This window comes from Methanogenium marinum (genome assembly GCF_028912405.1).
GTDB classification, from domain to species: Archaea; Halobacteriota; Methanomicrobia; order Methanomicrobiales; family Methanomicrobiaceae; genus Methanogenium; species Methanogenium marinum.
Window position 1 is genome coordinate 969,162 of record NZ_JAKELO010000002.1, and the last position, 14,559, is coordinate 983,720.

The following is a 14,559-nucleotide window of genomic DNA, read 5'->3' on the forward strand; positions in this document are numbered from 1 at the left end:
GGCCAGCTCTGTTCACAGTGCAAGGGCAAAGGAATGTGTGGCCTGCCCCGGTGCCCCGTAATGGAACGGTTTCATGCCTCCGTCCGGGTGAAAACAACAGACTCCTATATGGGGGGGGCACCATCAGTCTTCGTCGGGACATATGGCTACCCGAAGATGGCCGGGGGGCCCCTTCTCATCGGTGAGAATGACAACCCGGAAGTCTGGGTGGAGAAGGCATACTCCATTGATGATATTGTCAGCGTTCGCTCACGGACCATACGGGGAAATACTGCTGCTGCCTCCCGTGGCCCGGATGCCATGCAGGAAATTGCACTCTCTGCTGTACCCCTTGATGTAGAGGTCACATTCACCCGGCCGGTGGCGTTTGACCTCCGGTTTGACGGGACGATTGCCCCGGTCGGCCTCTCAGGAAACATGAGAAAAATAGACGTGCTGGATAATGCAAAAACCCCACGGCCGGTCGAAAAGGCGGTAGGCGACACCGACCTGAAGGCAGCCGATGCGGTGTGGGACCTCTACCGGGACGGGGTTGGTGTGCACCAGGTATCCCAGCTTCTGAGTGCCGGTCTTCTCGGGCGACAACGGAAGGTGGTTCCGACCCGGTGGAGCATCACCGCAGTCGATGACATGCTGGGGAAGGCAGGCAAGGCTGCCGTGTCCCGTAACACGGCACTTGACGAATTTCTCGTATTTACTGCCACCCTGCACGGGAATACCATCGTCTGTATCCTCACCCCCGGCGACTTCCGGTATGAGATGATCGAGCACTGGCAGGCAGGCAGCATGTGGGGGGGAGCAACGGGTGCCATCATGAGAGATGGGGAGAGTCGCAAAGGAAAATCAGGATATTCACCAATCGCAGGTGCTTACTACTCCGCACGCCTCGCCGTCCTTGATTATCTGCGCACCACGGAGAGGTCAGCCCGGGCCATTGTTATCAGGAGCATCGCTGATTCATACTGGGCCCCTCTCGGTACCTGGGTCATCCGGGAGGCCGCTCGCCAGGCAATGAACCAGCCCCCCGTATCCTTTGAAGACCTCGCAGGGGCGCAAGGGTATGCCACCGCCATCCTTGGCACAGATACCTGGACACACCACAGCACTCTTCTCCGGGATATTGCCACACAGAAAAACCTCTTCGATTTCTTCTGAATAAATCACGATCATTATATATCTCAAACCTGAAGCTTTATTTATATGAATAACTGTTTTGCTGCATTGCTTTGCTCCGGTCTTTTAGCAGCACTTGCTGTGCCCGTTCAGGCAGCAGAGGCACAACAGATCTACTATGGTCTGAGTGCCAACCAGTACCTCCAGATTATGATTGTAGCGATCATTCTGGTGGCAATCTTCATCGCCATCTTTTATTTCATAGGAAAAGGGCATGCACGACGGACAAAAGTGAATCAGGTAACCAAGAATCTTGTCATGGCTCTTGCCATCATCTACCTGATTGTCGGGACATTTCTCCTGATTCTTGATTTCATTGTGCTCATTGAACCATATGCACAGACAGACACGTTCGCCTATGTTGTCCAGGTGTTTCAGTATTATTTCCCTGAAATGGTCTATGGCATCATTCTCGTCGGTGCAGCGGGACTCCTGCTCTATCTGGTCGGCTTCTATATGACGGTCTTCGTGAGGGATTCTGAAAAAATAGAAAAATCAAATGAGTCCTATCATATCCAGGCCTCTTCTGAAATCGATATCGATGCGAGCAAAGGAAAAGTGGAGTACACCAGACTTGTGTTCAATATCACAGACTGGGAAAACAAGGAACCACTCTCAGACGGAAAAATCCGCCTGGAGACAAAAGACGGGACCCTGATGATGATCAAATACACTGACTCCATGGGAGAGGTTGACTTCGGCAAACTCCGGGGCAGGGAAGATGACTATTATGCCTATGTCGAAGGTGACCGTGAGCGGCAGGAATACCGCATCTTCACCATCAGATAGATTATTGTGCAGCAAAACGTTCTTCAATCATCCGGAGGGATTCAATCTCATCCGGACTTTTATCATCCCGCAGACGAATAAAGCGAGGGAACCGAAGGGCAAACCCACCGGCATAACTGGGACTCTTCTGAACTTCCGCATACCCCACTTCCACCACAATCTTCGGTTCCACGTGAACCATCTTTCCCTCCTCTGACAAAACAAGGTCAGAGAGGACCGCATACATCTCCTGCAATGCCTCATCTGAAAATCCCGTCGCCACCTTGGAAAGCGGAATAAACGACCCGTCTTCACCCAGACAGGAGAGAAGGAAGGAACCGAATATGTGTGCCCGTTTCCCTTCACCCCATTCTGCACCGGTGACCACCAGATCAATGGTGTCCACGGCGGGCTTTATTTTCACCCATAGTTTGCCACGGACACCCGGTGTATAGGGAGAGCGGGGATCTTTGATCATGATACCTTCGTGCCCGTCGTCAAGGGCATTGCGGTAGAGGGCATCAATCTCTTCTTCATCACCGCTCATGAGCTGTGGAGCCACATACCCGTCTGAGGCATCATTTATCAGGCCATTGGATACAGCTGCCTCAAGACGCTGCCTGCGTTCAGCAAAAGGAAGATCAATGAGCGTTTCACCATCTATCCAGAGAATATCAAACAGATTCGGCTTAAGCGTTATTTCCTCAATGTGAGAGGCAATATCATGTTTGCGCCGGAAACGACGGAGCACATACTGGAATGGCAGAGGACGGCCGTCACGGACGGCGATGACCTCTCCATCAAGGATGACGTCATGTGATGTGGCCGCATTGAGCATTGCAACGACATCGGGAATGGCATGCGTCACTTCCTCCAGTCTTCGTGAGTACATCCGGCAGATGCCATCCACTTTATGGAACTGGAACCGGGTGCCATCATATTTATATTCGGCCGCAACAACCCCTGTTTCGCTGAGCATCTCAGTCACCGTCCCCTGTTTGGCAAGCATCATCTTCAGCGGCCGGAACGGTTCGATATGAACTACATTCAGGGCAGCTTCACCCTTTCGTGCAATGAGCGCCACTTCGCCAAGGTCGTTTGACACCTGATATGCATGCTCCACAGCAGCAGGGCTGACGGCAAACGCCCCTGCAATTGCATCCCGCATCGTCCCTTCACCGATACCGATACGGAGTTCTCCCAAGAGGAGACGGGCAAGATATCGCCCTTCAAGAGGGGAGGCATTCGCAAAGAGCCTGCGCAATATCCGGTCTTTCTCCTTCTGTGACTTATTCCCCCCGGTTGCAGCAAGGAGCGTGAAATCACGGCCAATGTCAGCGAGTGTCAGGGACTCTGAAAAAAAAGACATCTGCTCTTTTTTTCCGAGCATTGTCTCAACGGATTTACCGGGATCACCACTCCGGTTGACTGCACTGACAACAGCCCGACGATCCCTGCCTGCCACATAGGCAACCGCATCGTAGACACTGTTCGGACCGACACCTATTTTCTCCTGGCTCCAGTCTGGGAAGGGCCGCCCCATCAGGTAGCGAATAAAAAGGGGGAGGTCTGCTTCATCCAGAGGCGACAGGGCGTCCCGGACGACAACGGTCATATCAAGTCTGCCGGCAGTTCCTTCGAGTGCCTCACATATATGGGAAAATTCCAAAAAATCCATCTGTATTTCACACCTCAATTGTCCGGGTCACAGCATGCTGCAGACCGACTTCAAGGTCAACGTTATGTTCAAAGAGAGAAAGTGTCTCACGGGCGGTCGAAATGGCCTTTTCAGGCGTATTGTTCTCCTCTGACAGATGCGCAAGGACGGCTGCGGAGAGATCACCACAAAGTTCACTCAGGACATTGGATGCCGCCTGGTTCGATAGGTGACCCCGGTTTTTGTCTGCAATGCGCCGTTTCAGGAATACCGGATATGGTCCGTTTTCAAGCATCACCGGGCAGTGGTTACTCTCGAGGACAAGAGCATCACAGCGGGACAGATATTCCATCATTGCAGTGGTCACCATCCCGGTATCGGTGCAGACACCGATGGTCACTTCACCATCTGATATACAGAATCCAGTCGGGTCGGCTGCGTCATGGGAGGTGGAGAACGGAGTCACGGAAAATGTGCCGGTATCAAACGCCTCTCCCGGAATGATGCGGGAAAGAGAGGCTGATCCCGGGGATTTCAGGGTCTCTTTCACACCGGCAAGAGTACCTCCGGTACCAAAGACGGTCATCGGACACTGCCGGGAAAAAACATCAACACCACGGATGTGATCGGAGTGCTCGTGCGTGATACAGAGCCCTTCCACACAGGAAATGTCTCCCCCGCAGTCCACAACAGATGACCGGATGCGACGGCTGCTGATGCCGGCATCTACCAGAAGGGCACCATCGTCCCCCTCAATATAGATGCAGTTTCCTTTGCTGCCGCTCGCAAGGACGGTTACCTTCATTGATATTATGTTGTCCTTTGCAGATGGTAAAAGTCACCTCTCTGCTACTGCAGCCCTCCGGATAGAGAGACATCGCACCATCCATATCTTTTTTCTCTGTCAGTCAAGAGATACAAAATACCGGAAACCGAGGCACAGAATGACAGAGACATGGAACACTGCCCTGAAAAAGATCGTACCCGGACTCTCAGGGTGCAGGGCATACCCCGATACAAAACACATCACATATGGTGCAAATACCTACTGTGTCCGTTCCCACAGTCATGAAGAACTACGATTCTGCCTTCCTCTCCTGATTACCGACACTGCAGCGGGTGTTGCCTGCCCGGACGAACGGGGGAAGGACGGAGCCGTTTGGGCAGCTCTGGAACACATAAAGGCACAGGTCCCCCACGTTCCGGCACTCGCACCGGTTGGCGGCAGAGGGACACGCCACCCAAGACACTGCGCCGCACACACAGAACCCTGCACCCTCATATGCACACCAGACGGCATGGGCGAAGCACTCTGGAAACCGAACATAAACAATCTGCTGGACAAAGTCGGCCTGCACATCCAGATACGGGGGGCACTTCCCTACCCGGGGCCACCATCTGTCACAGCACAGCATCAGGTGCGAGAGGCACTCCGGGAACTCTGTAATGCCATAGGCGAGGCCGAGGAGTCGGTTCCCCAACACCAGGTGGAAACAGCAGTCCTCATGTCCATTGACCAAAAGTCCCTGCGCCTGAGACTTCCGGAAGAAGGGGTCATCTCGTTTATTGCAGACGGCAGCCTGATGGCACGAAAAGAAACGGAAGTGCGAAACCACTACCGCATCGCCGGCCCAAAGGAGGGTATTCATATCCCGTTTGTTTGCCCTGAAACCCTCACCCCTGCAGAGTTTGACTGCGAGGGGAGCGGCGGAAGCATCACCGGGTTTGCCATCCACAGGCGTGAGGCAGTCGCCATCATCGGGTCAAACGCCGAAGGTAAGACAACAATAATTCACGGTATCCTCTCAGGCGTGGACGACCATGCACCGGGGGACGGACGGGAGGGCATTGTCACCCGCCGGGGGATTGAACGGGTGGCTGCCGGGGCATATCAACTCAAAGGAGCAGACGTCAGTCTCTTCTTTAAGAGTCTCCCCCCGGGTGTGAACGGCACCCCTAAATCAGCCAGCGGGGTGGGGAGCGGGTCATTGGTGATGGCATATGAATGTATCCGTGCCTGTGCCCACAGGGCCCCTGCCATTCTCTTTGACGAGGATACATCAGCAAACAATCTGCTTATTCCCTCCTCATTCCAGACAGAGGATGTTACCCCGCTCTCAGAAGTCCTGCACCACCAACGTGAAGCGCTGGGTGAGACCACACTTATCTTTGCGGCAGGTTCATCCGACATGCTCGTTGCCCGGGCAGACACCATCATCCGGCTAAAAGACCATGTGGCAGATGCCATACCGCCAAAGGAATTCCGGGCACACCTGCAGGAGCATCTCAGGCAGGCACTTCTGTCACTCAGTGGCTAAAAAAGAGATTAGTGGTTCTATTCCGCCGTGATTATCGTACCGGGGTTTTCGCCTTTCAGAGCACTCTCAAGGGTGCCACGCGTATGACCGTTTATTATACGTACTTCCCGGATATTTTTCGCGTTCACCAGGAGTTCTACAACCTTACGTTCCAGAACCATATCATCCATATTCAGGTCGAGGAGTTCCTCTGCTGAGATCTTTTTGATGAGGTCTGCCTCCGGATTAACGAACGGATTCTCGGTGAAGAGTCCGTCGACATTCTTGAGGAGTGTGCAGGTTTTTGCCCCGATGACTTCTGCAGCGAGGAATGCACCGGTATCAGTCCGGTGCTGAGGAATAACAGAACCAGGTGAAGGTTCTTCAAAGTAGCTGTATGGCGGCGTGCCTGCCATTATCGGCAGAAGGCCCATCTTCATCAGCATCGGAATATCCATGATTTCAGTCACTTCCACACGGATACCTCCGTCTTGTGCGAGCAGGGCCGCAACCATCTTGGTATTCTGTGTACTCACATCACCGGTGAGTTCGGCAAGAATACCGGTTGGCATCCCAAGGTCAATCCCTATATCCATTACGTGACGCACACGAACACCGCCGCCCACCACGACAAGCATCTCATACTGTTCTTTAAGCTGACGTATTTCATCGAGAAGGGGCAGAAGCACGGTGGAACCAAAATCCACTGTTCCGTGTCCGCCAATTTTGATTACGTTCAGGTTGGGTGCAATACGGACGGTCCGCTCCTGATGTTCACCATACTCCAGGGACTTACGTACCAACGTCTCTCCCTGTAATCTGTTCTTTATTTCATGGCGTTTTACCATATAATCACTGACCAAAGGTTCACCGTATACCAATAAAGGTTTCCTGTTTTCCTTTTTTCTACAGGGGCATCGTGCTGGCTGAAAACCATGAGAAATCCCCACCATATCACAAGCATTTATATGCCATGACGGCATTTATAAATTATATCAACTGGTATAACACCTGTTATCCAGCTGTAGGATGTGAAAATATGAAAATCTATGTCAGACCACGCACAAAAGTCGGCGAAGGTGCTCACCAGCCGATGTTCAAAATCGTCGCCACCACCGGGGAAGGAACACAAAATATCAAATTTCAGGCAAAACATCTCCGTAAATCTGAGCTTGAACAGATCGCAGAGGATACCGGGGCAGAACTTGTGTATCTGGAGTCCGCCCGCGGTACCGGAACAGGCAACGGCACTGGTGCCGGCCACAAAAATCATAAATAATATTCAATCTATTTTGAGCTGTCCGCATACGTGGCAAAGAAGGGGGAAAAAATATGAAAATCTACGTACGTCCGCGACAGAAAGTCGGGGAGGGGGCCCACCAGCCGATGTTCAGGGTTGTTGCTGTCACCGGAAAAGGTGAGGAAAAACTGAAAGTCGAGGCCAGCCATTTCCGGAAAAAAGAGCTGGAGATGATCGCTGCCGATGTCGGCGGAGAGATTGTGATGCTCGAGCCAACCAAAGATGAATCCGGGAAGGGCACAAAATAACCACCAACCTTTTTTTGTCTATACTGCCAAATACCGCATACTTCTATGGTAGCACTTGACATTCCTGCACTCTTCCATGCTGCAGCTGAAATCCTTATACGGGAAGATCAACGTATATCTGTTGAATTTTCAGCAGAAGAGGCGAGAATACGGTTTCCCACTACCCGGCGCCTTGCCCAGTATCTTGATGTCCCTCATTACTATGTCCTTCCCATATTCAGCATGATGGAGGAGAAAAATCTGGTCAGAAGAGAAGAACGGGTTGGGATTTCAACGACAGGAGCAGGCACATTGCTCTTTCTTGACATAATCCGTAAATCAATGCCTGATGAGGCAACCGCACTCCTTGGGGAAGGAACAATCACAGCACTCGCGGCAAAACATTCTTCAGTGTAATTTTGCTCCCCTGAATTCAGGCACACACACGTTTGCAGAGAGAATCTCAACAATACCACAATAGCTATCGTAAGAAAAAAACGATATTATTCTGATTTTTCCGGAATAAACCAGAAAAGGAGATGACATGGACCTTCTGACACATCATCCATACAATAAAGACAAACTCCCAAAACCTGCCTTTACTCTGCGTGAGGCTGCGGGATCAGTTGGCGACTTCGGAACAATTCTTCCGATTATCTTCGGAGTGGCCCTTGTTTCAGATATGAATATCAGCAATATTCTCTTTTTTTTCGGTCTCTGGTTTATTATTTCCGGGTATTACTACCGTCTGCCGGTGCCCATTGAACCAATGAAGGCTGTCGGAGCGGTGGTGATTGCCGGTTCACTCACCCATGACATCATCGCTGCGTCAGGCATTATCATCGGAATATTCTTTCTTCTGGCAGGCGTGATGCGCTGGATGGAGGCACTGAAGAAATACATCCCAAAAAATGTCATCCGGGGTGTTCAGGCAGCCCTTGCACTTCTGCTGCTTCGTTCAGCCTTCGGGTTTGCAACCGGGGATATCATTCCCTTCGCTGTGGCCACGCTTATCATCGCACTTTTCTGGGTCGGTGCAAAGTATACCCGGTTGCCGGATGTCTCAGCACTCATCGTAGTATTCGGTGGGGTGGGAGCAGGCATTCTCATCACGGGGATGCCCGAATTTGTCCTCCCTGCCCTTCCAACATTCTACCTGCCTCCCCCGGAGGTATTCTCCCCGGCATTCACTGACCTCGTCCTCCCGCAGATTCCACTTACCATTACCAATGCCATTCTTGCAACATCTCTTCTGACGATTGATCTCTTCCGCCACGAGATCAAACCTGACCGCCTCTCTGCCACTATAGGTGTGATGAATCTGGTCACGGTTCCATTCGGAGGATTCCCCATGTGTCACGGTGCAGGGGGCATGGCAGGACAGTATCGCTTCGGAGCACGCACCGGCGGGGCAAATATCATTGCAGGTGTCATCCTCCTGGCCTTCGCCTTCTTCTTTGCATCAGCAAGCGTGCTCTCAATCATCCCCACCGGCATATTCGGTGCCCTCCTCCTGTTTGTAGCGATAGAACTGGGTATTCATGCAACCAAAACCGACTCTCTTGCGGTGACCGGCATCATGGCAGTGGTCTCCTTTGCAGGTAACATCACCATTGCATTCATTGTAGGCATGATACTCGCATGGGGACGTATCTGGTACCTGAGAAAGAAAGGACTCGAAACAGACACTGAAAAGAGCAGTGTTTCAGAAGAAACGGAAGAATAACAGAGGGCTGAGCGTTCCATTGTATGGGCACTGCATGTCAGATGCACCCGTACAACGGAAGGCCCCCATCATGGGACACATAATACCGGAATGAGTAGCCCGATTCAGGTTGAGAGGAAGAGTCTCTTCCTGAACGCACAAAACCACCAGGGCCATCCATCAGGTTTGTGGGAAGGATGGGTGTTATACTGGAGCGGTGTATGACCCCCTTTGCCTATCCATCGATGCGGTAGACAAAAGAGGAGCAGACCTTGTGATACGACCACTGGCTGTATGAAACCCCCGCCATGAGATTGGATTTGCTCCTGTAAGGGAGAGTTGATGATTCCACATTGGAAGAGGGGGAGCAGGGGTTGAACACAGGTTTGTGCAGACGGAAGGGAGCTAAAAAACACCAGCGAGCTGACCTGAGTAAGGGAATGCTCTGAATGAGCGTTGGGCGAAAAACCCCTTTAGGCCGAATACTACTGGTGATCTGAGGCGGGTACAAAAAACATGGGGTATGGTTCCATGCCAATATACCTGCTTCCCGAAGCCCCCTTCCGAAAGGGTCTTTAGCATCCGGTTCTGATATCCTCATCAGAGCATCGGGGTTATCTGAATATAACTCTTTACATTCGCACAATTGTTAATAATAATTAATTACCAAAAACCAGACACTCTTCTGCTATTTCCTTTGACAAAAAATACCTGCCAAACGTACTATTATGGCATTCCGGGACGAACGCATTCCTATATGTTGAAACCGCTGCAGGTTGAGACCTGGGTGCAGTCCCGCCGGTCTGACCTTGATGATGTACGTGAGCCGGTCGAGGCAATAATCCGGCAGGTGCGGGAGGGAAAGGACGCTGCACTCCGGGATTTGACTGCCCGGTTTGACGGAATCGAAATAGATGATTTCCGCGTGACAGAAGAGGAGATTGAGGCGGCCTATGATGAGGTTGACACCGAAATCACGGAACGCCTCATCGAGGCAGAAGCACGGATAACACAGTTCCACGAACTCCAAAAGCGTACCGGGATGTGGCTGCAGGAGACCGAGCCCGGTATCACTCTCGGAGTGAAGACGACAGCTCTGCACCGTATCGGGGCCTATGTCCCCGGCGGGCGGGCCGCATACCCGTCCACCGCCCTGATGACGGCCATCCCTGCACGGGTGGCAGGTGTCAAAGAAATCTGCTGCTGCACACCGCCGCCCATCCATCCCCTGACGTTGGTAGCCCTTGATATCGCCGGTGTCACTGAAATATACCGCCTCGGCGGAGCACAGGCAATCGCTGCAATGGCTCTCGGGACGGAATCAGTAAAGCCAGTCCAGAAAATAGTCGGGCCGGGGAACATCTTTGTGACTGCAGCAAAGATGATGCTGCGTGACCATGCAGAGATTGACTTTCCGGCAGGCCCGTCTGAGATTGGCATCATCGCAGACGCAACCGCGATACCTGAATATATCGCAGCAGACATCATGGCCCAGGCAGAGCATGACCCGAAGGCCGCCTGTGTCCTTGTCACAACCGATCCAAAAATTGCAGAGGCAGCGTCTGCGGAAGTGGCCCGGATGTTCCAGGAGAGTCCACGGAAAGAAATCATCGAAAAGGCACTCGCCAACTCCGGCTACATCATCGCAGATACGCTGAGTGAAGCCATTCGTCTGATAAATGAGATTGCACCCGAACACCTCTCCATCCAGGTGGCTGACACCTTTTCCGTCCTATCAAAGATAGAAAATGCAGGCTCAATCTTTGCCGGGCCCTTCACCGCGGTTGCCTGCGGAGACTATGCCTCCGGCACAAACCATGTTCTCCCGACAGCAGGATATGCCCGGATGTACTCAGGCCTCAATGTCGACCACTTCTGCAAGACGTCAACCATTCAGATGATTGACCGGGAAGGGCTTGAGGCGATTGGGGATATTGTCGAGACACTTGCCGATGCGGAAGGGCTGCATGCCCATGCTGAGTCGGTGCGGATTCGGCGACGATAAAAACCATAGAAACCAGAAATCAACTATTTTTGAATACAATTTTTAGAATTTCGCAGAACAGGGAAGTATGTGATGCATAAAACCGGAATGTCACGGAAAACATCCAACCAACAGCATCCTCACAAAAACGAATACATACCCGACAAATATCAGGATATCAATACGGGGACATACTATTCATGAAACTTGACATTGTTCTTGAAAAGGAAGAAAGCGGAGGATATTCAGCCCACTGTCCAGCCCTTAAGGGGTGCCACTCCCAGGGAATGACCGGGGAAGAAGCACTCAAAAATATGCAGGAAGCCATTGAACTTTATCTGGAAGTCACCCACGATATTGCCTCCCGGCAGGTAACATCCCGGCCGGGTTCAATCCTCATTGATCTCGCAGTATGAGTTACAAAACACCTGTTCCCGATATTCGGCAAAGAGATGGTCCATGTATTTTTAAAAGTCAGATTTCAGGTTGAACATAAACGCCAAGGATGCAAACACGATTTGTTTATGCCCCTAAATATCTGAGGACCGCATCTTTCACATTGTGGGATGATCCGGGAGTCAGGCACCCATACCTTTTTTTCCTTTTTGACGAATGTGGCTTTATGGTTTCAGAATATTATAAAAATGCAGAGGGGTGGGGAGTTTTTATCGGTGGGCCCATCGCGATTTTGTATGTATTACTAAATATCTATTATAATCATTCAATTCATGAAGCACCCATATCTGGCTGGATTTACGTTGGGCCATTTTCATTCATAGTTTCTGCTGGCTTATTTATTTACCTGCACCTGATATCACGCAGGAATCTTACCGAAGAGGAGGATATAAAAAAGGCTCATCAAAACTATCTGATAGTGATCGCTTCTCTTATTGGTTTTTTTACCTGGCTTCTTGTGCTTGTCATTCTTGACCTGATTCACCTTGACATAAATGTGCTCTTGTCAGTATTGTGCGGAAATGCTGTTATTTTACTACTATATTATCTGTTGAGAGCGAGTGACAATAAACGAAGTAAAACTGTTGTTAACCAGTAATTTGTCTTTTAAAAAATACTGGTTCATGAACAGGGAAGCCATCTCTCTGATGAACAAGATTGCACCCGAACATCTCTCCATCCAGGTGGCTGACACCTTTGCCGTGCTCTCAAAAATAGAAAACGCAGGCTCAATCTTTGCCGGCCCCTTCACCGCGGTTGCCTGCGGAGACTATGCATCAGGCACAAACCACGTCCTCCCAACAGCAGGATATGCCCGGATGTATTCAGGCCTCAATGTCGACCACTTCTGCAAGACATCGTCCATCCAGATGATCGACCAGGAAGGGCTTGAGGCGATTGGCGATATCGTTGAGACCCTTGCCGATGCGGAAGGGCTGCATGCACATGCTGAGTCGGTAAGGATTCGACGACGGTGATAAATGGAATTATTTTTTGATGAGGAAACAGACCGAAGCTGATTCATATAATTTCAGAGCGTTCATTTGACCCCATATGATTAATGAAGATAAATTTACATTTTAAATTCTCATCACCGTTCTTCTTCATTTTAGTGATATACCACTTTTGTAGAAAATTGATATTTCATTTTTAAATTCAATTTTTAAGGATTTTTTTGGCCTCGTATAAATCCTTCAAAAAAACATTGTGCAAGCATTATATGAAAAGGAAAATGAATAATCCATCAATCTCAATTTTTCCAATGATCACTCGATTGATTCCATAATTGATAGTTGATAATCAGTTATTTTTCAATTCCCGTCCCGGATCTATCATTCAAATTTCGTTTGAATTCTGCATATTTACACTGGCACTTTAAAAATTCATGTAGTTTATTCAGATCTAATTCTGCGTCTTCATAATCTTTAGGGTATATTACAATAATTAAATTGTTTGTAAACCTTTTTTCTGAGCATGCTGCTATAAATGATTTTATTATTTCCTGAATTATTATTTCTTTTTCAATCTCAATTCTTGAAAAACCAGTGCCTAATATTGGAATTACTAATGGATCTGTGCTTCCATGAGATGAAATATAATCCCATAAATTCGAAAGTGATAATAATATATTCTCATAAGAAGAGGAGGCCACTCCGTATCTATTCATTTCAGCCAGAGCTAAAAAGTATGCAGTAACATCATTATTTTTTATTTGAATTGTTTTACCTATTGGATATCTATTGCACTTTCCTGTTTTAATACTGTCAATAGTGAAATCATTTTCCAATTCAAGCTGTTTTTCAATTAATTCATCCAATAATTCGATTTTTCCTTCGAAATATTTGGTTGTAAATTGTCCCTGAATACTTTTTTTAAAAATAATTCCTTCTGTTAAATTAGTATCAAAAGTTGTATTCGTCCCAACAATATAATCCCCTTTTTGTTCAAAAAAATCTCCAATTACTATACTTATGGTAATATCACGGTTGTTTAATTTTTCATTTATAGAATTTATTGGTCGATTAATGAATACTGAAATAACCAGTGCTACCAGAATGAGAATAGCTAAAAACCAAACACCTAAGGAAACAATATATTGGCTACATATTTTTGGAATAAAATATGAAGATATTTCCAGAATTAACCATAATGCACCTAATATTGCTAAAAAAAGGGAGAATATATTAATAATCCTCTTTTTTTGCAAATAATCTTTTAAAACCATTATATTTCCATATTACAGCCCTAAATTCGTATAAACAGTATCTGTATAGTAATATGGTCCTTGTTTTCCTTCTTTCTTATATTCATCATGTGAATCAGGCCAATTATCTAATGCATGTTGAATTATTTTGGCATTAAAACTTGTGTAAATAACAAGTTTATCTTTTATTGCTGATGGACATTTTTCAGAATCTCTTGATCTAAGGCCGTTTAAATTAACCCCAATTATAGGCAATCCCATTTTTAATGCAACTTCCATTTCCCATTTTACAAATTTTGTTAAATATCTTGTTTTATCACCAATGAGAACAACAAATGCTTTTGAATTGGCAAACCGTTCTCTTAATTTTCGCTTTATTGTTTCTTCAGAACTTGAATCTAATGCGTTATTTAGATCATGTGCATCATTAAAATTAAAATCAATTCCATCATTATTTTTCCATGCTACCATGAGCCGGTAATAATGAATATCAGTATCACCGTCAAAACAAACGTACGTTTTATTTCTATATGCCATATATACACCAAAATGAATATGCTGTGATTCATTTTAATTTAGAATAAGCTTCTGATATGAATAACCACCATACAAAAAATTACACCCTCACATAAGCCCGGAGCGTGCCGTTCTCAGTCGGGACAACCCATAACATCCTCTCAAAATATCCACCAATAGCGGCCCCAATATAATCCACAATATAAAAATGGTTTAGCAAATAAAAGGCACAGCATCCACATTCTTCCGGCAACAAACAAGAACTAAAAATAC

At 48.3% G+C, this 14,559-nt stretch carries 15 protein-coding genes and 1 pseudogene; 11 read left to right on the forward strand and 5 right to left on the reverse strand.

Going from position 1 to position 14,559, the window contains the following annotated elements:
* Positions 1-33: 33 nt before the first annotated feature.
* The gene (locus L0665_RS05075) at positions 34-1,155 is read left to right on the forward strand and encodes a hypothetical protein (protein WP_274925721.1); all 1,122 of its coding nucleotides are present in this window, start codon (positions 34-36) and stop codon (positions 1,153-1,155) included.
* 45 nt (positions 1,156-1,200) lie between these two features.
* Positions 1,201-1,962 carry a hypothetical protein gene (locus L0665_RS05080; RefSeq protein ID WP_274924616.1) on the forward strand — a complete coding sequence of 254 codons (762 nt, stop codon included), beginning with the start codon at positions 1,201-1,203 and terminating at the stop codon, positions 1,960-1,962.
* A 1-nt stretch (position 1,963) separates the two neighbouring features.
* Here the strand turns inward: L0665_RS05080 and L0665_RS05085 are convergent, their stop codons facing one another.
* Together L0665_RS05085 and L0665_RS05090 are read right to left on the reverse strand one after the other, a co-directional pair.
* Positions 1,964-3,619: an ATP-dependent DNA ligase gene (locus tag L0665_RS05085; protein ID WP_274924617.1), complete on the reverse strand. Its 1,656-nt coding sequence runs from the start codon at positions 3,617-3,619 to the stop codon at positions 1,964-1,966.
* 7 nt (positions 3,620-3,626) lie between these two features.
* Entirely contained in the window at positions 3,627-4,403 is a 777-nt protein-coding gene (locus tag L0665_RS05090) for an MBL fold metallo-hydrolase (RefSeq protein WP_274924618.1), read from the reverse strand.
* Positions 4,404-4,542: 139 nt separating this feature from the next.
* Between L0665_RS05090 and L0665_RS05095 the strand changes: the two genes are divergently transcribed.
* A complete protein-coding gene (locus tag L0665_RS05095; RefSeq protein ID WP_274924619.1) occupies positions 4,543-5,916 on the forward strand; it encodes a P-loop domain-containing protein in 1,374 nt (457 codons plus the stop codon).
* A gap of 17 nt (positions 5,917-5,933) precedes the next feature.
* Here L0665_RS05095 and L0665_RS05100 read toward each other — a convergent pair whose 3' ends face one another.
* A complete protein-coding gene (locus tag L0665_RS05100) occupies positions 5,934-6,698 on the reverse strand; it encodes an amino acid kinase family protein (protein WP_338036418.1) in 765 nt (254 codons plus the stop codon).
* Positions 6,699-6,934: 236 nt separating this feature from the next.
* Between L0665_RS05100 and L0665_RS05105 the strand changes: the two genes are divergently transcribed.
* The 8 genes and pseudogenes from L0665_RS05105 to L0665_RS05140 form a co-directional block, all read left to right on the forward strand.
* Positions 6,935-7,174, forward strand: coding sequence for a hypothetical protein (locus tag L0665_RS05105; protein WP_274924620.1), 240 nt, complete (start codon positions 6,935-6,937; stop codon positions 7,172-7,174).
* Between the two features lie 53 nt (positions 7,175-7,227).
* Positions 7,228-7,443, forward strand: a complete 216-nt coding sequence (locus L0665_RS05110) for a hypothetical protein (protein WP_274924621.1) — start codon at positions 7,228-7,230, stop codon at positions 7,441-7,443.
* 45 nt (positions 7,444-7,488) lie between these two features.
* Complete coding sequence (locus L0665_RS05115; protein ID WP_274924622.1) at positions 7,489-7,839, forward strand: hypothetical protein; 351 nt, start codon at positions 7,489-7,491, stop codon at positions 7,837-7,839.
* A 127-nt stretch (positions 7,840-7,966) separates the two neighbouring features.
* Positions 7,967-9,148, forward strand: coding sequence for a putative sulfate/molybdate transporter (locus tag L0665_RS05120; protein WP_274924623.1), 1,182 nt, complete (start codon positions 7,967-7,969; stop codon positions 9,146-9,148).
* Between the two features lie 736 nt (positions 9,149-9,884).
* Positions 9,885-11,132 carry a histidinol dehydrogenase gene (gene hisD, locus L0665_RS05125; RefSeq protein WP_274924624.1) on the forward strand — a complete coding sequence of 416 codons (1,248 nt, stop codon included), beginning with the start codon at positions 9,885-9,887 and terminating at the stop codon, positions 11,130-11,132.
* A gap of 179 nt (positions 11,133-11,311) precedes the next feature.
* A complete protein-coding gene (locus L0665_RS05130; RefSeq protein WP_274924625.1) occupies positions 11,312-11,527 on the forward strand; it encodes a type II toxin-antitoxin system HicB family antitoxin in 216 nt (71 codons plus the stop codon).
* A gap of 89 nt (positions 11,528-11,616) precedes the next feature.
* The gene (locus L0665_RS05135) at positions 11,617-12,165 is read left to right on the forward strand and encodes a hypothetical protein (protein WP_274924626.1); all 549 of its coding nucleotides are present in this window, start codon (positions 11,617-11,619) and stop codon (positions 12,163-12,165) included.
* 34 nt (positions 12,166-12,199) lie between these two features.
* Positions 12,200-12,544, forward strand: a pseudogene (locus tag L0665_RS05140) (histidinol dehydrogenase); the annotation flags it as partial.
* A 326-nt stretch (positions 12,545-12,870) separates the two neighbouring features.
* On the opposite strand, the gene L0665_RS05145 reads toward L0665_RS05140, so the two are convergent.
* Positions 12,871-13,791 carry a macro domain-containing protein gene (locus L0665_RS05145; RefSeq protein WP_274924627.1) on the reverse strand — a complete coding sequence of 307 codons (921 nt, stop codon included), beginning with the start codon at positions 13,789-13,791 and terminating at the stop codon, positions 12,871-12,873.
* Between the two features lie 12 nt (positions 13,792-13,803).
* The gene (locus tag L0665_RS05150) at positions 13,804-14,307 is read right to left on the reverse strand and encodes a TIR domain-containing protein (RefSeq protein ID WP_274924628.1); all 504 of its coding nucleotides are present in this window, start codon (positions 14,305-14,307) and stop codon (positions 13,804-13,806) included.
* Positions 14,308-14,559: the final 252 nt, after the last annotated feature.

Bases quoted from the DNA above. Each gene is read 5' to 3' on its own strand.
- L0665_RS05075 (WP_274925721.1), top strand. From the start codon at position 34: ATGTGTGGCCTGCCCCGGTGCCCCGTAATGGAACGGTTTCATGCCTCC.
- L0665_RS05080 (WP_274924616.1), top strand. From the start codon at position 1,201: ATGAATAACTGTTTTGCTGCATTGCTTTGCTCCGGTCTTTTAGCAGCA.
- L0665_RS05085 (WP_274924617.1), bottom strand. From the start codon at position 3,619: ATGGATTTTTTGGAATTTTCCCATATATGTGAGGCACTCGAAGGAACT.
- L0665_RS05090 (WP_274924618.1), bottom strand. From the start codon at position 4,403: ATGAAGGTAACCGTCCTTGCGAGCGGCAGCAAAGGAAACTGCATCTAT.
- L0665_RS05095 (WP_274924619.1), top strand. From the start codon at position 4,543: ATGACAGAGACATGGAACACTGCCCTGAAAAAGATCGTACCCGGACTC.
- L0665_RS05105 (WP_274924620.1), top strand. From the start codon at position 6,935: ATGAAAATCTATGTCAGACCACGCACAAAAGTCGGCGAAGGTGCTCAC.
- L0665_RS05110 (WP_274924621.1), top strand. From the start codon at position 7,228: ATGAAAATCTACGTACGTCCGCGACAGAAAGTCGGGGAGGGGGCCCAC.
- L0665_RS05115 (WP_274924622.1), top strand. From the start codon at position 7,489: ATGGTAGCACTTGACATTCCTGCACTCTTCCATGCTGCAGCTGAAATC.
- L0665_RS05120 (WP_274924623.1), top strand. From the start codon at position 7,967: ATGGACCTTCTGACACATCATCCATACAATAAAGACAAACTCCCAAAA.
- hisD (WP_274924624.1), top strand. From the start codon at position 9,885: ATGTTGAAACCGCTGCAGGTTGAGACCTGGGTGCAGTCCCGCCGGTCT.
- L0665_RS05130 (WP_274924625.1), top strand. From the start codon at position 11,312: ATGAAACTTGACATTGTTCTTGAAAAGGAAGAAAGCGGAGGATATTCA.
- L0665_RS05135 (WP_274924626.1), top strand. From the start codon at position 11,617: ATGCAAACACGATTTGTTTATGCCCCTAAATATCTGAGGACCGCATCT.
- L0665_RS05145 (WP_274924627.1), bottom strand. From the start codon at position 13,791: ATGGTTTTAAAAGATTATTTGCAAAAAAAGAGGATTATTAATATATTC.
- L0665_RS05150 (WP_274924628.1), bottom strand. From the start codon at position 14,307: ATGGCATATAGAAATAAAACGTACGTTTGTTTTGACGGTGATACTGAT.